Source organism: Thalassomonas actiniarum (assembly GCF_000948975.2).
Lineage (GTDB): Bacteria > Pseudomonadota > Gammaproteobacteria > Enterobacterales > Alteromonadaceae > Thalassomonas > Thalassomonas actiniarum.
Genome location: NZ_CP059735.1, coordinates 3,404,353 through 3,420,706 on the forward strand (window position 1 = coordinate 3,404,353; position 16,354 = coordinate 3,420,706).

The window sequence follows — 16,354 nt, forward strand, 5'->3', positions numbered from 1 at the left end:
CATATTAATTTGCAGACTGCAAATATTTTATCGACTCAGAACACGTGAGAAACTCATTTATCCGGACATGAATATGGCCTTATCTGACGATAATAAACGACCCATTCACTCTAGGAAAAATCCGTTGCCTTAGCCTCCCCCATATAAAAAAGGGCTAAGTATTGCTACTTAGCCCTTCAAACAACTCGCTATTTTGGAATTATAATAAAATATCCAGAATAAAGTTAAAGGTCTCACTCGGACGCATGGCTTTTTCTACCAAGCCCTGTTCAGGTTTGTAATAACCGTTCACCTCAGGCGCAGTACCCTGGGCGGCATTTAATTCAGCAACGATTTTCTCTTCATGCTTGGTCAGTGCCTTGGCAACGGCGAAGAAGTTCATTTTCAGATCTTCGTCGGCATCTTGCTCGGCCAGTGCCTGTGCCCAATAAAGGGCTAAATAGAAGTGACTGCCGCGGTTATCAAGCTCACCCACTTTACGTGACGGTGACTTGTTGCTGTCCAGGAACTTGGCCGTGGCCTGATCCAGACTATCAGCCAATACTTTCGCCTTGGCATTACCACTTTCAACACTTAAGTGCTCCAGAGAAGCTGCCAGCGCTAAAAACTCACCTAAAGAATCCCAGCGCAGGTGGTTTTCTTTATCAAACTGTTGTACGTGTTTTGGTGCAGAGCCGCCGGCACCGGTTTCAAATAAGCCGCCACCGTTCATCAATGGTACGATAGAAAGCATTTTCGCACTGGTACCCAGCTCTAAAATCGGGAATAAATCCGTCAGGTAGTCACGCAAGACATTACCGGTTACAGAGATTGTATCTTCGCCTTTAATGATACGCGCTAACGAAAACTCGGTAGCTTTTACCGGCGACAAGATTTGAATATCTAAACCACTGGTATCATGATTTGGCAAATAAGCTTTAACTTTTTCAATTAACTGCTTATCGTGGGCACGTTCTTCGTTTAACCAGAATACTGCAGGGGCGCCGGTAGCACGGGCACGGTTTACCGCAAGTTTCACCCAATCCTGAACCGGCGCATCTTTAACCTGGCACATTCTCCAGATATCGCCTTCTTCAACTGCATGCTCAAGCAAGACATTGCCTTCGTTGTCGATAACACGCACCTGGCCTTTACCTGTCATCGTGAAGGTTTTATCGTGTGAGCCGTACTCTTCGGCTTTTTGCGCCATCAAGCCAACGTTAGGAACCGTACCCATAGTGGTTGGATCGAACGCACCGTTTTTCTTACAAAAATCAATAACCGCCTGGTAAACACCGGCATAACAGCGATCCGGGATCATCGCCTTAGTATCTTTTAACTGACCGTCCGGTCCCCACATCTGACCGGAAGAGCGCAAGGCCGCCGGCATAGAAGCATCAACAATGACATCGCTTGGTACATGCAGGTTGGTAATGCCTTTGTCGGAATCCACCATGGCAAGTGCCGGGTTGTCCTGGTAAACCGCCTGCAAATCAGCTTCGATTTCCGCTTTTTTCGCTTCAGGTAAACGGCCGATTTTCGCGTAAACATCGCCGATACCGTTATTGGCATCTACACCTAACTGCTCGAAGATATCGGCATGTTTTGCAAACACATCCTGGTAGTATACTTTTACCGCATGACCGAAAATGATAGGGTCAGAAACTTTCATCATGGTCGCTTTTAAGTGCAGAGAAAGCAGTACGTCTTCTTCTTTGGCGCTCTTGATTTCCTGCTGGTAAAACTCTACCAGTGCCGCTTTGCTCAACACAGCAGCATCGATCACTTCTTTATCCAGAAGCGCCACATGCTCTTTTAATACTTTTACCGCGCCGTCTTCGCCGGTAAACTCAATTTTCACGTCAGTGGCTTTTTCAACCGTAACCGATTGTTCACTGCTAAAAAAGTCGCCGTCAGACATGCTGGCAACATGAGACTTAGAGCTGGCCAACCATTCGCCCATGGAATGAGGGTTCTTTTTCACAAACTGCTTAACCGAAGCCGGTGCGCGTCTGTCTGAGTTACCTTCACGCAATACCGGGTTAACCGCACTGCCCTTGATTTTATCGTAAGTATATTTGATTGACTTTTCGGCATCGTTTTGCGGCTCTTCCGGGTAGTCCGGCAGAGGGTAACCTTTACCTTGCAGCTCTTTAATGGCAGCGTGCAGCTGAGGCACGGAAGCACTGATGTTAGGCAATTTAATGATGTTGGCTTCAGGTTTTGTCGCCAATACGCCAAGCTCTGCCAGGGCATCATCGATGCGCTGATCTTCGCTTAGATATTTCGGGAAGTTGGCGATAATACGGCCGGCCAAAGAAATGTCCCGGGTATCAACCTCAACATTAGAGGTTGCCGCAAACGCTTTAATGATTGGCAATAAAGATTGTGTTGCTAACGCAGGTGCTTCGTCGGTAATTGTATAAATAATTTTCGAGGTATCAGTTGTCATTTAGTTTCCTACTTTCAATTGCCAAGCACTTAGGGAAAAGAGTGTTCCAAGCCACTCTGGCTTGATTTTGACCTAAGCGTAAAAATTTATTTTGCGCGCGCATAGTATAGGAATTCAAAGCGCATTAAAATAGCTGGCAATAATCACTTGGTATTTTTTCAAGGCAAGAAAACGTGACATTTAAGACCAACAAAGCAAAAACAGGCCCTGGACGGGGAAAACCGAAAAAGGTCAGACCACCTGTAATAAATAGAAAAATTGTTTTATTTAACAAACCATTTGATGTATTGAGCCAGTTTACCGACGATCAAAAGCGACAAACATTAAAAGATTTTATTGATATCAAAGAGGTCTATGCCGCCGGCCGCCTGGACAGGGACAGCGAAGGCTTATTATTACTCACCAATGACGGTAAGTTTCAGCACCAGCTCACCGACCCGAAGAAAAAAACCGATAAAACCTACTGGGTACAGGTGGAAGGCAGCCCGCAGGAGTCAGATTTGGATAAGTTACGCAGTGGCGTCACCTTAAAAGACGGCCTGACCCTGCCCGCCAAAGTGCAGTTAATGAAAGAGCCAAAACTCTGGCCCCGGATACCGCCAATACGTGAGCGGGCCAACATCCCCACCAGCTGGCTCAGCATCACCATCAATGAAGGCAGAAACCGACAGGTGCGGCGCATGACCGCCAACATAGGGTTTCCCACCCTAAGGCTCATTCGCTACCGCATCGGTCAGTGGACCATAGACAATATTGCCTCGGGGGAATATAAGGTATTGTAAAACGTTGACTTGCTGTTTATTTCCTCAATGATCCCCGTTTTTCTTTCGCTGCTTTTTAAACGCAATCAGGCGGAAAAAACCGGCTCAAGAGAGGCCGCTGCCAGCTAAATAACATTTTCCAATGAAAAAGCGATATTTAATCTATAACCTGTTAAAGGCGCATGCTATAATTTCGCGCCTTTTTTCCTGATTCGCAGTATGTTAATGACTACTAATTCAAGCAGCTCGGATAAATCACCTGAGCAAACTAAAGTCATCGTCGGTATGTCCGGCGGTGTTGACTCTTCTGTCTCCGCCTATTTATTAAAAGAACAAGGCTACCAGGTCGAAGGCTTGTTCATGAAGAACTGGGAAGAAGATGATAATGACGAATATTGCGCGGCCGCCGAAGACTTACGCGATGCCCAGGCCGTTTGCGATAAGCTGGGCATAAAACTGCACACCATTAATTTTGCCACCGAATACTGGGACAATGTTTTCGAATATTTTTTGGCAGAATATAAAGCCGGCCGCACCCCCAACCCGGACATCATGTGTAATAAAGAGATCAAGTTTAAGGCCTTTTTGGAATTTGCCTGTGAAGACTTAGGCGCCGATTATATCGCCACCGGCCATTATGTCAGCCGTGAATTTCGCGATAACCAATGGACCATGATCCGCGGCAAGGACAACAATAAAGATCAAAGTTATTTCCTGTATACCTTAAGCCATGAACAAGTGGGCCGCACATTATTCCCTGTCGGTAACATTGAAAAACCCGAGGTGCGGGCCCTGGCGGAAAAAGCCGATCTGATCACCCATGACAAAAAAGACAGCACGGGGATCTGTTTTATCGGTGAACGTAAGTTTAAAGACTTCCTGGCGAAATTCTTACCGGCACAGCCGGGTGATATCGAGAACCCCGAAGGGGAAGTGATCGGCCAGCACGACGGTTTGATGTACCACACCCTGGGGCAACGCAAGGGCCTGCGCATCGGCGGTCTGGCCAATGCCGGAGAAGCCCCCTGGTACGTGGTTGAAAAAGATCTCAAACGTAATGTGCTGATCGTCGGCCAAGGCAGCAACCATCCGCGGCTTTTCTCCAAAGGGTTGATTGCCAACCAGTTACACTGGGTATCGCGTCAGGCGCTTGAACAAACCTTAAGCTGCACGGTAAAAACCCGCTATCGCCAGCAAGATGTGCCCTGCACCATCAAGCCCTTATCTGACGGCAATTTCGAGATCATGTTCGAGCAAGAACAAAGTTCAGTTACCCCGGGACAATCCGTGGTTTTTTACCAGGATGAAGTCTGCCTCGGCGGCGGCATTATCGATATCCTTATTCGTTAAGTAGCACTATTAGCCATGATAAAAGAACAAGCGTTAACTTTCGCAGCAATATGCCAGGTCTCACACCTGGTACAGCAATTATCACGTACCGGACAAATTGACGAAGATGAACTGGTGACGCTGTTAAAAAGCATTACCATTACCTCACCGGAAAACACCTTAGCGGTTTATGGCGGGACAATCGGCAATTTAAAGACAGGTTTAACGGTATTAACCAATCACCTGGGTAACCAGTCAAAACATAAAGACCCGGAATTAACCCGCTATATCGTTGGCCTGCTAAACCTTGAGCGGCGCTTGACGAAAAAACCGGAGAACATGCAGCAGCTGGCCCGCCGCATCGAACAGGCACAGCGCCAGCTGGATCACTATGAGATCACCAGCGACACTTTACTGTCGAGCCTGGCCAGTATTTACAGCGACATCGTCAGCCCCCTCGGCGCCCGTATCCAGGTCGCCGGCGAACCGGAAATTTTAAAACAGCCGATCAACCAGCATAAGATCCGGGCACTGCTTTTGGCCGGGATCCGCGCCACGGTACTTTGGCGCCAGGTCGGTGGTAAACGAAGAAATATCCTTTTTGGCCGTACCAAGCTGCTTGCTTGCGGACAAGAATTACTTGAGCAAATTTAACTTTCTTAACTATTAATTTTAACACGGGAACATTTTATGGAACTTTCAGCGTTAAGCGCAATTTCACCGGTAGATGGTCGTTATGGCAGTAAAGTTAAAGCGTTACGCCCTATTTTCAGTGAGTTTGGCTTAGTAAAATATCGCGTTACCGTCGAAGTACGCTGGTTGCAAAAGCTGGCCGCCACGGCTGAGATAGCAGAAGTACCGGCCTTTAGCGCCCAGGCCAATGCGCTATTGGATGCCATCGTTGCCAATTTTTCAGAACAAGACGCACAACGGGTTAAAACCATAGAAGCCACTACCAATCACGATGTTAAAGCCGTTGAGTATTTCCTCAAGGAGCAGGTGGCCGGCAATGAAGAATTAAATGCCGTAACCGAGTTTATCCATTTCGCCTGTACCTCGGAAGACATCAACAACCTCTCCCACGGCTTAATGTTAAAAGAATGTCGTGAGCAGGTGCTGCTGCCGGAAATAGATGACATTTTAGCCGACATTAAAGCGCTGGCCGTTGAATACCAGTCAATTCCTATGATGTGCCGCACCCACGGGCAACCGGCCTCCCCCAGCACTTTAGGCAAGGAAATGGCCAATGTCTATGTGCGCTTAAAGCGTCAGCGCCAGCAAATTGCCGACATTGCTTTACTGGGTAAAATCAACGGCGCGGTCGGTAACTATAACGCCCACCTCTCCGCCTACCCGGAAGTAAACTGGCACCAGTTTGCCAATGAATTTGTTAATTCACTGGGACTGAGCTGGAACGCCTATACCACGCAAATCGAGCCCCATGATTACATTGCTGAAATGTTCGATGCCATCGCCCGTTTCAATACCATTTTAATCGACTTTGACCGCGACATCTGGGGTTACATCGCCCTGGGTCACTTCAAACAAAAAACCATCGCCGGTGAAATTGGCTCATCTACTATGCCCCATAAGGTGAATCCGATTGATTTTGAAAACTCGGAAGGTAACCTGGGCATCGCTAATGCGTTATTAACGCACTTAGCACAAAAACTGCCGATTTCCCGCTGGCAGCGTGATCTGACCGACTCCACGGTATTACGTAACTTAGGCGTAGGTTTTGCCCACTCACTGATCGCCTATCAGGCTACCCGTAAGGGGATCAGTAAGTTACAGGTAAACGAAGACAGTTTACTGACCGAGCTTGATAATAACTGGGAAGTACTGGCTGAGCCGATCCAGACCGTGATGCGTCGCTACGGCATTGAAAAGCCGTATGAAAAGTTAAAAGAACTCACCCGCGGCAAACGTGTTGATCAGGCTTCTATGCATGCCTTTATCAATGCCCTGGACTTACCTGAGACGGTTAAGGCTGAATTATCAGCGCTGACCCCCGCCGGTTATATTGGCCGCGCGGTATCCTTTATCGCTGAACTTGACTAGTAATGCTATAAAACGAATAGACTAACGAGTCATACAACAGCTCAACGAAACCTGCTCTACCCGGGTTTCGACTGAAAAAGAAGGCAACAGCCTTCTTTTTCTCCTTTACTACACTTGATAAATCCCGAAATAATCAGCGAAGCGAAAACATCATGATGCAAATCCACTGGCAGGATCTAACCCCTGAGCAATTTTTAAAAGAATACTGGCAAAAAAAACCCCTATTGATCAAAAATGCCTTTCGCGATTTTAGCGATCCCGTCGATGCCGACGAACTGGCAGGCTTTGCCATGGAAGAAGAAATTGAATCCCGCATCATCAGCCAGCAAGGCAAGGAAGACTGGCAGGTCGCGCACGGCCCTTTTAGCGCCTTCGACCAATTCGGCGAGCAGGACTGGACCCTGCTGGTACAGGCCACCAATAACTGGTCAACAAAGACCCATGACCTGCTCACCCCGTTTCGCTTTATTCCCAACTGGCGTATAGATGATGTTATGGTCAGTTTTTCCACCCCGGGAGGCGGTGTTGGTCCTCACCTGGATCAATATGATGTCTTCATTATCCAGGGACAAGGGAAAAGACGCTGGCAGGTGGGCTTACCGGATGAAAGTTTAAAGCAGTTATTACCCCATCCGGATCTGAAACAGGTATCGGATTTTACCCCGGTGATCGATGAAATCACCGGGCCGGGAGACCTGCTCTATATCCCGCCGAATCATCCCCACAACGGTGTTGCCCTTGAAAACTCCCTCAATTATTCCGTTGGTTTTCAGGCCCCCAATAACCAGGAGTTGTGGTCAGCTTTTGCCGACAAGCTGCTCGACCTTGACGCAGGTACCCGGCGACTGGATGATCCAAACCGTCAGCTTACCGAAAACCCGGAGCAGCTGGAAAGTAAAGATATTGCACAGATCAAAAACTTTATGCAGGCCCAACTTGATGACGAGACCCTGTTTAATGATTTCATCGGCAGCTTCCTGACCCAATGCCACCATGCCATGGAAATTTTAGTGCCGGTGACGCCAATTACTCCAGAGCAGCTCGATGATATCTTATCGGAAGAAGAGATCTGCTTCACTCCGGTATCAGGCATTAAATCTCTGATTATATCAACACCTTCTCCTTGTCTTTATATCAACGGCGAAGCCTGGGCACTCGAGGAAAAAACTTTCGCTTTAGCAACAAAATTGGCGCAAAGTTTGCCTTTGACAACACAAGAAATAAAAAGTTTCACCAGCTGTTTGCTTAACGCTCAATTGTTAACTAGTGTTTTAAACAAGGGTTATTGGTTTATAGAATAATGTCTGATGTCGTATAGCTTTTGCCGTGTCCAATGGGAGCAGGCAGCCCCACTCTTGAAAAATGTCCGAGAAAAAGTCTTTGTTTGTGAATGGCGGATCCCGCGAAAGATCGAGTTTGATCGCAAGGATCCTCTCGCCTACCACATGCTGGTCTGTGACGATGGCACACAAGAGCCGATTGCCACAGGGAGGATCTTGCCCACCGGTGAGATCAGCCGGGTGGCGGTATTGATGCACTTTCGCAATAAAGATGTCGACAAGCTGGTGCTTGACGGCTTACTTAAAGTTGCCAAAGAGCTCAAACTCACCGAAGTCTTTATCCATAGCCCGCTCGATTCGGTCGAATATTTTCGCAAGCATCATTTTAACGTTGTCGGTACGGTGTTTATGGAAGCCGGCATCCCCAGGCAAAGAATGGCATGTCCGATAGAAGAAGTCAGCAGTGCCCATTACTACCTGAGCCATTAACGCCTAAGCCACCGTTGCTTGCCGGTAGCTCCCGGTCTATCAGCCGGGGCGTAAACAAACCATACTTAAACAAGAACTGGCAGCCCGACCTTAAAGGTTATAAAAATGCCGGCAGCAGCCGGCACGGTTGATTTTCTCTAACAGCTTCTCAGGCTGAAGTAACAAGAACGCTTTCCCAAACAGATCAAGCCGGTTTTGAACCCCATACTTTTTCATCTTCATAAAGGCGGTATAAACCTTCGGCCCTGCTGATCAACAATTCGGCAAACTTATTTTGCTCAACATCGCCGGCTTTAGACAGGTTCTCCGCCTGCAACTGCCATTTCAGGGAGAAGTGGCGTAGAGCGTCACGGGCATCCGGGGCGACATCGGCGCTGGAATGATCTGTGGGCAAGTCGCCGCTGATCACCCAGGTTTTAGTGCCATCGAGCAATTTCAGTTTCCAAACAGCCAGTACCGGCACCAGGTAACGGCTTTCTTCCACGGCAACGGACTCGGTAATTAAACCTTTATCCGCCAGATATTTTGTCGCCACCTGGTATTGCTCACGCACCCATTGATTTTGTTGTTCTTCGTTCATATTTGCTTGATCGGTCATTTTTTACTTCTATTTATTTCACATCAATTAACTAAGATACACGTAAAGCCAGAACTTGTATTCATAACTTCACACTTTTAATGAAAGATATTTTAACAGTTTAGTAGCCTGGATATAAGTGAAATGCTATTGTGCGCAGCGAAATATTACAACTATAGTTCATTTATAAAAACAGCAATTGAGCTAGCCCCAGTATTCGCGGAGAAATAACAGTGGCAATTTTTGATTTAGTAGATTTCGATGACCACGAACAAGTGGTATTTTGCAGTGACAAAGCAACAGGTTTAAAAGCGATCATCGCCGTACACAGCACTAAGTTAGGCGCTGCCGTTGGCGGTTGTCGCATGTGGGACTACGCCACCGACGAGGAAGCCGTCATCGACGTATTGCGCCTTTCCCGCGGCATGACTTATAAAAATGCCATGGCGGGTTTAGCCATGGGCGGCGGCAAGTCTGTGATTATCGGTGACGCTAAGCAAATAAAATCAGAAGCGCTTTTTAAGGCCTTCGGCAATGCCCTCAACGGCTTGGGCGGACGTTATGTCAGCGCAGAAGATGTCAATATCACCACAGACGATATCGCCATTGCCAATACGGTAACCCCCTATGTTACCGGCACCGAAGGCAAAAGCGGCAACCCGGCCCCTTTCACCGCCCTAGGTACTTTCCTTGGCATCAAAGCCGCCGTTAAGCATAAGCTTAAAACCGATGATTTAACCGGATTGAAGGTCGCTATCCAGGGCCTGGGCAGTGTCGGTTATTATTTATGCGAGCATTTGCATCAGGCCGGCGCCAAGCTGGTGGTCACCGATTTGAACCAGGCGGCGCTGGATAAAGTGGCAACAGAATTTAACGCCGAAGTTGTCGGCTTAAATGACATTTACGATCAGGACGCCGACATTTACGCCCCGTGTGCCCTAGGCGCCACCATCAACGACAGCACCATAGACCGCATCAAGGCGGGCATTATTGCCGGTTGTGCCAATAACCAGCTGGCAGAGCCCCGCCATGACCAGGCACTGGTTGAGCGCGGCATCTTATACGCACCGGATTATGTCATCAATGCCGGCGGTATTATCAATGTTTCCTTCGAAGAAAACTATGATAAAGACCGGGCGACCCGTAAGGTGGAAGAGATCTACGATACCTTACTCGAAATCTTTAACACCGCCGACGGGCAAAACAAACCCACCGGCCGGGTCGCCGATGAAATGGCGCGTAAGATCATCGCCGCCGGCGGTAAGCACAACCTCTAGTATGGTTTAAGCAACAGCTGTTTTAAAATCCCCGCCGCTCATAGCGGCGGGGATTTTTGCTATTTTGCACTAAAGTTTTATTGCGATTCTTCAGCACCTTTTCTCAGGCCTGACTTTAAAATCGACTTAAAATCACCATAACTTTAATCCATCAAAGCAAAAACCAAACAATTACAAATAACAACAAAGAAAACGCAAATAAAGCTGTTTTTTTACCCATGATTCTATTATCATCCCGCCCCTTTTTTAGATATCCGTATTATTTAACTTTTGACAAGGAAAAAGTGATTTTATGTCAATCTCCCGCCGTACCTTTGTACAAGCTTTAGGCTTAACTTTATTAACTCCGTTTGCCGTTCGCACCTTAGCCAGCAATACCAGCCCTGTCTATGCCGACTTTTTATCAGGCGCAACCCCAGAGGGCCTGACGGTTGATCAGCAAGGACAAGTCTTTGATTTATCTGTCGCCTCCGGCGATCCCAGCGAAACCGGTGTTATTCTCTGGACCCATATCAATCCGGCCAGTTATGTTCAGGGGCAATCCCTGTTTGTCCAGGTTGCCAGCGACGATGCCTTTAATCAGGTCATTTTTTCTGCAGAAGTACTGGCAGAAAATATCAGCGCCGAACGTGACTATACCATCAACATGGATATCGAAGGCCATTTAAGCGCAGGTAACCGTTATTACTACCGCTTTATTTACGGCGATGTCATCAGCCGTACCGGCCGCTGTTTTACCTTAGCCAACGGCGAACTTGATAATATTAAAATGGCCGTGGTTACTTGTCAGGATTACACCACAGGCTTTTACAATGCCTACAACCACATCGCCAATGAAGATATTCAGTTTGTGATCCACTTAGGGGATTTCATCTACGAATATGCCAAATACGAAGGGTTCGAGTCGCAAGTCGTCCACCCGATGAACTTACCCAGCGGTGAAAAAGTTGCCATGGACCTGGCCGATTACCGCTATATCTACCAGGCATACCGCAAAGATCCCAACCTGCAGCGGGCAATGGAAAACCATACCTTTATTATCACCTGGGACGATCACGAAACGGCAGACAATGCCTACTGGGATTATGACCGCGATACCTTGGGCGTACCTCACCACCCTTATACCACGGATGATCGCTTTGGCAATAATCCGGAGAATTTACGCCAGTTGCGTCGCGACGCACAAAAAGCCTGGATTGAATATGTGCCGGCCCGGGTTCAGGTCAATGAAGACGCCAGCCATGCCTTTGAATATTTAAGCTTGTACCGCTCGTTCAAGTTTGGCGACCTGCTCGATCTTTATATGACCGACAGCCGTACCTACCGTACCAAAGAGCCTTGTAAAGACGGCAGCGCCTGGCAGAATTTCTGGTGTACCGACTATGAAAATAAATCGCAAACCATGCTGGGCCATGAGCAAAGAGACTGGTTGATCAACGGCCTGACCACTTCCAATGCCAAATGGAAAGTCTGGGGTAATCAGACCCTGCTGGCACAACTTGCCGGTACGGTGGCGGGTATTGAACTGGTATATGCCAACTATGATGCCTGGGACGGTTACCAATGGGAACGTGAGAAAATCATGTCTGCCGTTAAAGACAATAATGTCTCCAACTTCGTAGTACTTACCGGCGATCTGCACACCAGCATCACCTCTTACCTGAAAGTCGACTACGGTAATGTCAACAACTGGGATTACTCCAACCTGGTTGGGGTAGAGCTGATGACACCGGCAATTTCTTCTCCTAACCTGCAGGATACCGTTAATCAGAATATCGATGTCGGCTCGGTATTTAAAGCCATGTTAAATGGCGGCGTTCAGGTCAACAACCCGCATATTAAAGACTTTAACAGCGCTATTCACGGTTATGCCCTGCTTGAATTTAATAAAAATGAATTATTCTGGACCGTCTATAACATAGACAAGAAAACCGATAATCCGGATACCACTAAGAAGGTTTATAAGAAGTTCCATTATGAACCTGTTGATATGTGGCTTACCGAGCAAAGCTAAACCCTAGCGACTCAATATCCGGGCGGGGAAAACCGCCCGGATATTAAAACGAAAACTTCTGATACAACTTCCCCGGTATTAGTAAACAAGTGCCCGGCTGATTAATTGCGCTTAACCACTTCTTCATTTCTTTTTTTAAATTCATCTACATACATTTGGGCAATATCGACATTGCCAAAATGATGGATCAGCTTTTTAATGGCTTTATCTTTGGTATCCTGAAAATGGGTTTGTTCGGTATGTGCCATGGTTAACCAAACTTGAACGAGGGCCGGGGGGAGTTTATCCATGATCAAATATCCTTTTCGCTAGCTTAAAATAACTATAGCTGAGAAAGCCATGAGTACTAAATATCCGATGAAAACTATTGAAAATTAATTAAAACATCACAGTTTCTCTCCCGTTCTCCCCTAACCAGGCTGTTCAGGGCTTGCTGATTTTCAATAGCTCACTGCCCCCGACAAGGATCCGGCTTGTTGCCTTGCTCGCCACAGATTGTTGCCCAATAGCGGCATTTACAGCAAGTAAATGGGCTTGAGCGACTATCACGCTGATTTGGGCTAATACCGAGATGGCCTTATTGGCCATCACCGGCCGGGTGAGCATGGTAAACGCTTTTTATCATTGCTCACCTCACCAGCATGACCTTGTTACCGGCTAAGCTAATAAATAGCATCTTCGTCATGGTTAAATTCAGTGATTTCCCGCAGCAGGTTATACTTGGAATTATTCCATTGGCTCAGCAAGAAATAAAACTCTTCCTTCTCGATGGATGCGGCGGTATGGGTGAGTAACTTTTCAGATAATTTATTTAACCGGTCGAACTCTTCAATATTCATCAAAACACTCCCTGTTGTTAGCGGGTTATTAACGCCTTATTGGCTATTGATAAACCAAGGAAACATTTGGCAGTGAAAACTAAAACCACAAGGTTGCGGTAGCCATGCGATACCATATTGAAAAACACTTATTTAAAAGAAGCAATATACGACGACGGTGAGCATTTATACCCGGACCTTTTTACGCTGTCCTGCTTGTTGTTTTATCCTAGCCCAGCTTGATCACGAAAGCGAGTGATACTTGCTCTGGTCCTGATCAATACTCCTTATACGGGTAATAACAAAACCCGGCTTAACAAGCCCAGCTTGTTGACCTGATTGAAGTTATTTTGGACTAGTTTAGAAAATCGTCTTTATCTTTATCAATAAGATTACCGGCCAGTTTAATGTCATTTGGCACATTCCACTGCTGGAGTAACTGATGAAATTCTTCCATTTCAACTGAGCTTGCTGTTTGATGGAGGGCCTTTTCCGATAATAAATTCATCCGTTCAAATTCATCCTTGCTCATAACAAAACCTTGCAATAATTGTCAGTGGTAGTTACTTGCTTAATAATGGATGAATTACCGCCTGAGTTCAAGTATGGGTAAAAGGTCGCCGGCCATGCGGCAATTAATTGCCATGCGGTAATAAATTGCCGCATGGCAAAGCACTTGATAGCTGCGCCTTAAACCTGCTCATCGGCTAAAATATCCATAATCGATGCCGTTTGTTCTTGCCCTGAATTTAACTTTGAAACCTGCTGGTAAAGGTTTGTACCACCTTTAAAGGTGCCCTGGGCATTCATCAGGGGGTTATCTTTCGGCGCTTTACCAATCATGTCTTCTAAATTAACACCAAACTCGCTGGCCATATTTTTAATGGACTCGGGCGCCTGGCCGGCAAAGGTTGCGGCATCGAAGCTGCCTTTTTCTTTCGCGCTTTTCACCGAATCGAGGAAGGTCTTCGCCTCGGTTCTTTCTTCCGCACTTAAGCCGGACATATAGTTGTGAATTTTACCTTTGTCGCTGACATCCAGGGTTTTATCCTGTGTTTTTTCCTGCATGGTCGCCTGGAATTTTTCAATTTGCTCCTGGGTCGCTTTTTGATAATCCATGTAGGAATGCGTACTGGTCACCAGTGACGGGCTTGTGCTGTTAATATTCATTTGTTAGCTCCAAATCTGAGGATTTATTTAATTACGGCTAACTATCAGCAATTTACGTGCACGTTCATGTAAACACAGGGTAAGGTTTTGTAATTTTGTGTAATCCGCTAAAAACGGGGCCTGGCGCCGGAAAAAGTGCTGTTTTTTTCTCCGGCGCAAACAAGAAACCAGTAAGGTGAATTAAGATAAACTTGCGATGTTTTTTTCAAAAGCGGCGATATATCTTGCGATATCCAAACCGTCCGCCAGCGCATGATTAAGTTCAACCGATACCGGCATCATCAAACGCTCTTCGTCGGGTGCCGAGGCATTCTTAGCGGTTATTTTACCAAAGACAATTTTCGGCACATCATTGAAACCGGCATTGGCGGCATGTTTATAGCTGGTAAACTCAAGCCAGGGGATAACCGAATAGAAAATCTGCTCCGGGTGATTGCTGACATTCACTAACGCCGGCTCTGACTTCGCTTCTTGCATTTGTTCCCTGCCTTTTCGCACAAAGTCCTGCAGCTTTTCGGTATAAGTAAAGTCACAAAAATTAAAGGTCTCATCTTCTTTTAGCACAGTGGCGGAAGGCCGGGTACAATCTACTTGCCAGACATTTTTTTCGCTGTCTAAACGTCTTCGAAATGCTTCAACGGCATTGGTGGCTTTATTGGATAAATACAGCAAAGTCAAAAAAACCGAGAGTTGATGTTGCCTGGCGTAATTTACCGCATTGGAAACATCAACACTGACGCAGAGATTAAAGCAGGGATCGGTAAAGTCTTTATAAAATTCATAATGATTTCGTCTGTTCCAACTACACAGATCAATTTTTTTCATCGGTTACACCTTAATTTTTTTACCGCCTGATAGCTAAGACGCTGTCGGGAAAGTTATGTTGGCAATACCTGGGCCTAGATAAAGTGCCATCAAGCAAACGCCAGGATATTTTCTTTTATTTCCAGCACCATGACATCACCATAAGCTAAACCGGTAATTTCAGGCGCCAGTAATTCTAACACGTTGCCGGGCTGAACATGGCCAACTTTACTGCTGGCTGCCACCTGATAAATATAGGCCGGGTAGCGCTTTGCCGATAAAGACTCTTGCCTGAGCAACTCGCAGCTGACAAACCTGAAATCTTCCGCTGGTAAGGCGGCAAACCAGCTTACCCGTGAAAACTGGTGATCCCAACAGTTCAGACTCACCTGAGCGCAGTCAAAAGCGGCATTGATGGTACCATTAAAACAGCTACTGAGATCTAACCCTAAGGCCGAAAAGAAAGGTTTTTGCAAGGCTATCGTCCCTTCGAGATAAGGAGTATCGTCTGCCCGGCCCGATGCCACGCCATAACCCGGTACTACTGTAAAAGGATAACGGCATAGTTTAGTCTTTGCCGGTTTAACCATAGATAAGCCCCCTGCTCTTTCGGCTGCCAAGGGTTACCCGGACAGACCAAACTAGCTGGTCATAAAAGAAAAAACGCCGAATGTGACAACACAATCGACGTTTTAACATAAATGCTTAACTCAACTCCTGAGTAAAGCCGTTTGCCAAGCGCGAAATAAACACAGCGCTTGACACCCTACACCAATAAATGGTGGATATTGCCCAGATCTTTTTTACCTGCAATGATCTCATCCGGTGTTAATCCGGAAAGCTCGTGCGGGAACACCAGCCATTCTTCTGATTCGTGAATATAATAATCAGGTACCAAATCTACTTTAGAGTTTTTCGGCTTATACCAGGGGCAGGCAATACGCACATCTTGTGGCATGTTACGACGGGTCAACAAATTCAGCTGCTTGATCAAAGCTTCGATGCTGCGGCCAGAATCAAAAACATCATCGACAATTAATAAACCGTCATCGGCATTGGCATTTTCAATGATGTAATGCAGACCATGGACTTTAATTTCTTTACTCTGTTGATTGATGCCGTAATAAGAAGAAGTTCGCACCGCAATATGGTCCGTTTCAACTTTTTTAAAATCAAAGTATTCCTGCACAGCGATACCTATTGGCGCGCCGCCGCGCCAGATACCGACAATAAACTGAGGACGAAAACCATCTTCATATACTTTTGCCGCCAGACGAAACGAATCTTCCAGCAACTGCTGGGCAGTGATAAAATGTTTATCCATTTATGACAGAACCTTGTTG

At 46.5% G+C, this 16,354-nt stretch carries 18 protein-coding genes; 8 read left to right on the forward strand and 10 right to left on the reverse strand.

Features of this window, described 5'->3' with window-relative positions:
• Positions 1–199: 199 nt before the first annotated feature.
• Positions 200–2,431: an NADP-dependent isocitrate dehydrogenase gene (locus SG35_RS14925; protein WP_044834607.1), complete on the reverse strand. Its 2,232-nt coding sequence runs from the start codon at positions 2,429–2,431 to the stop codon at positions 200–202.
• A gap of 245 nt (positions 2,432–2,676) precedes the next feature.
• Here SG35_RS14925 and SG35_RS14930 point away from each other — a divergent pair, with 245 nt between their 5' ends.
• The 6 genes from SG35_RS14930 (at position 2,677) to SG35_RS14955 (ending at position 8,351) form a co-directional block, all read left to right on the forward strand.
• Positions 2,677–3,213, forward strand: coding sequence for an rRNA large subunit pseudouridine synthase E (locus SG35_RS14930; protein ID WP_152646735.1), 537 nt, complete (start codon positions 2,677–2,679; stop codon positions 3,211–3,213).
• 198 nt (positions 3,214–3,411) lie between these two features.
• Positions 3,412–4,542 carry a tRNA 2-thiouridine(34) synthase MnmA gene (gene mnmA / locus SG35_RS14935; protein ID WP_044834609.1) on the forward strand — a complete coding sequence of 377 codons (1,131 nt, stop codon included), beginning with the start codon at positions 3,412–3,414 and terminating at the stop codon, positions 4,540–4,542.
• 15 nt (positions 4,543–4,557) lie between these two features.
• The gene (hflD, locus tag SG35_RS14940) at positions 4,558–5,175 is read left to right on the forward strand and encodes a high frequency lysogenization protein HflD (protein ID WP_044834610.1); all 618 of its coding nucleotides are present in this window, start codon (positions 4,558–4,560) and stop codon (positions 5,173–5,175) included.
• Positions 5,176–5,211: 36 nt separating this feature from the next.
• The gene (purB, locus tag SG35_RS14945; protein WP_044834611.1) at positions 5,212–6,582 is read left to right on the forward strand and encodes an adenylosuccinate lyase; all 1,371 of its coding nucleotides are present in this window, start codon (positions 5,212–5,214) and stop codon (positions 6,580–6,582) included.
• A 152-nt stretch (positions 6,583–6,734) separates the two neighbouring features.
• Entirely contained in the window at positions 6,735–7,883 is a 1,149-nt protein-coding gene (locus SG35_RS14950) for a cupin domain-containing protein (protein ID WP_044834612.1), read from the forward strand.
• Between the two features lie 54 nt (positions 7,884–7,937).
• Complete coding sequence (locus SG35_RS14955) at positions 7,938–8,351, forward strand: GNAT family N-acetyltransferase (RefSeq protein ID WP_160298339.1); 414 nt, start codon at positions 7,938–7,940, stop codon at positions 8,349–8,351.
• Between the two features lie 184 nt (positions 8,352–8,535).
• Here SG35_RS14955 and SG35_RS14960 read toward each other — a convergent pair whose 3' ends face one another.
• Positions 8,536–8,949 carry a DUF4826 family protein gene (locus SG35_RS14960; RefSeq protein WP_044834614.1) on the reverse strand — a complete coding sequence of 138 codons (414 nt, stop codon included), beginning with the start codon at positions 8,947–8,949 and terminating at the stop codon, positions 8,536–8,538.
• 212 nt (positions 8,950–9,161) lie between these two features.
• Here SG35_RS14960 and SG35_RS14965 point away from each other — a divergent pair, with 212 nt between their 5' ends.
• On the forward strand, positions 9,162–10,205 hold the full coding sequence (locus SG35_RS14965) for a Leu/Phe/Val dehydrogenase (protein WP_044834615.1): 1,044 nt from the start codon (positions 9,162–9,164) through the stop codon (positions 10,203–10,205).
• 292 nt (positions 10,206–10,497) lie between these two features.
• Positions 10,498–12,219 (forward strand): alkaline phosphatase D family protein, encoded by a 1,722-nt coding sequence (locus SG35_RS14970; RefSeq protein WP_044834616.1) that lies wholly within the window; start codon positions 10,498–10,500, stop codon positions 12,217–12,219.
• A gap of 101 nt (positions 12,220–12,320) precedes the next feature.
• On the opposite strand, the gene SG35_RS14975 is transcribed toward SG35_RS14970, so the two are convergent.
• The 8 genes from SG35_RS14975 to SG35_RS15010 all read right to left on the reverse strand — a co-directional run bounded on the left by SG35_RS14975 (position 12,321) and on the right by SG35_RS15010 (position 16,335).
• Entirely contained in the window at positions 12,321–12,509 is a 189-nt protein-coding gene (locus tag SG35_RS14975) for a hypothetical protein (protein WP_044834617.1), read from the reverse strand.
• Positions 12,510–12,642: 133 nt separating this feature from the next.
• Positions 12,643–12,825 carry a hypothetical protein gene (locus tag SG35_RS14980; RefSeq protein ID WP_044834618.1) on the reverse strand — a complete coding sequence of 61 codons (183 nt, stop codon included), beginning with the start codon at positions 12,823–12,825 and terminating at the stop codon, positions 12,643–12,645.
• Between the two features lie 56 nt (positions 12,826–12,881).
• Positions 12,882–13,058, reverse strand: coding sequence for a hypothetical protein (locus SG35_RS14985; RefSeq protein ID WP_160298340.1), 177 nt, complete (start codon positions 13,056–13,058; stop codon positions 12,882–12,884).
• A 334-nt stretch (positions 13,059–13,392) separates the two neighbouring features.
• A complete protein-coding gene (locus tag SG35_RS14990; RefSeq protein ID WP_160298341.1) occupies positions 13,393–13,569 on the reverse strand; it encodes a hypothetical protein in 177 nt (58 codons plus the stop codon).
• Between the two features lie 158 nt (positions 13,570–13,727).
• Positions 13,728–14,207: a hypothetical protein gene (locus tag SG35_RS14995; protein WP_044834619.1), complete on the reverse strand. Its 480-nt coding sequence runs from the start codon at positions 14,205–14,207 to the stop codon at positions 13,728–13,730.
• A 180-nt stretch (positions 14,208–14,387) separates the two neighbouring features.
• On the reverse strand, positions 14,388–15,032 hold the full coding sequence (locus SG35_RS15000; RefSeq protein ID WP_044834620.1) for a CatA-like O-acetyltransferase: 645 nt from the start codon (positions 15,030–15,032) through the stop codon (positions 14,388–14,390).
• Between the two features lie 89 nt (positions 15,033–15,121).
• Positions 15,122–15,601: a hypothetical protein gene (locus tag SG35_RS15005; protein ID WP_044834621.1), complete on the reverse strand. Its 480-nt coding sequence runs from the start codon at positions 15,599–15,601 to the stop codon at positions 15,122–15,124.
• 176 nt (positions 15,602–15,777) lie between these two features.
• Complete coding sequence (locus SG35_RS15010) at positions 15,778–16,335, reverse strand: phosphoribosyltransferase (protein WP_044834622.1); 558 nt, start codon at positions 16,333–16,335, stop codon at positions 15,778–15,780.
• Positions 16,336–16,354 lie beyond the last annotated feature (19 nt).

Coding starts and splice junctions, on each gene's coding strand:
- SG35_RS14970 (WP_044834616.1), top strand. CDS start 10,498: ATGTCAATCTCCCGCCGTACCTTTGTACAAGCTTTAGGCTTAACTTTA.
- SG35_RS14985 (WP_160298340.1), bottom strand. CDS start 13,058: ATGAATATTGAAGAGTTCGACCGGTTAAATAAATTATCTGAAAAGTTA.
- SG35_RS14990 (WP_160298341.1), bottom strand. CDS start 13,569: ATGAGCAAGGATGAATTTGAACGGATGAATTTATTATCGGAAAAGGCC.
- SG35_RS14950 (WP_044834612.1), top strand. CDS start 6,735: ATGATGCAAATCCACTGGCAGGATCTAACCCCTGAGCAATTTTTAAAA.
- SG35_RS15000 (WP_044834620.1), bottom strand. CDS start 15,032: ATGAAAAAAATTGATCTGTGTAGTTGGAACAGACGAAATCATTATGAA.
- SG35_RS14960 (WP_044834614.1), bottom strand. CDS start 8,949: ATGACCGATCAAGCAAATATGAACGAAGAACAACAAAATCAATGGGTG.
- SG35_RS14975 (WP_044834617.1), bottom strand. CDS start 12,509: ATGGATAAACTCCCCCCGGCCCTCGTTCAAGTTTGGTTAACCATGGCA.
- SG35_RS14980 (WP_044834618.1), bottom strand. CDS start 12,825: ATGCTCACCCGGCCGGTGATGGCCAATAAGGCCATCTCGGTATTAGCC.
- SG35_RS15010 (WP_044834622.1), bottom strand. CDS start 16,335: ATGGATAAACATTTTATCACTGCCCAGCAGTTGCTGGAAGATTCGTTT.
- hflD (WP_044834610.1), top strand. CDS start 4,558: ATGATAAAAGAACAAGCGTTAACTTTCGCAGCAATATGCCAGGTCTCA.
- mnmA (WP_044834609.1), top strand. CDS start 3,412: ATGTTAATGACTACTAATTCAAGCAGCTCGGATAAATCACCTGAGCAA.
- SG35_RS14995 (WP_044834619.1), bottom strand. CDS start 14,207: ATGAATATTAACAGCACAAGCCCGTCACTGGTGACCAGTACGCATTCC.
- purB (WP_044834611.1), top strand. CDS start 5,212: ATGGAACTTTCAGCGTTAAGCGCAATTTCACCGGTAGATGGTCGTTAT.
- SG35_RS15005 (WP_044834621.1), bottom strand. CDS start 15,601: ATGGTTAAACCGGCAAAGACTAAACTATGCCGTTATCCTTTTACAGTA.
- SG35_RS14925 (WP_044834607.1), bottom strand. CDS start 2,431: ATGACAACTGATACCTCGAAAATTATTTATACAATTACCGACGAAGCA.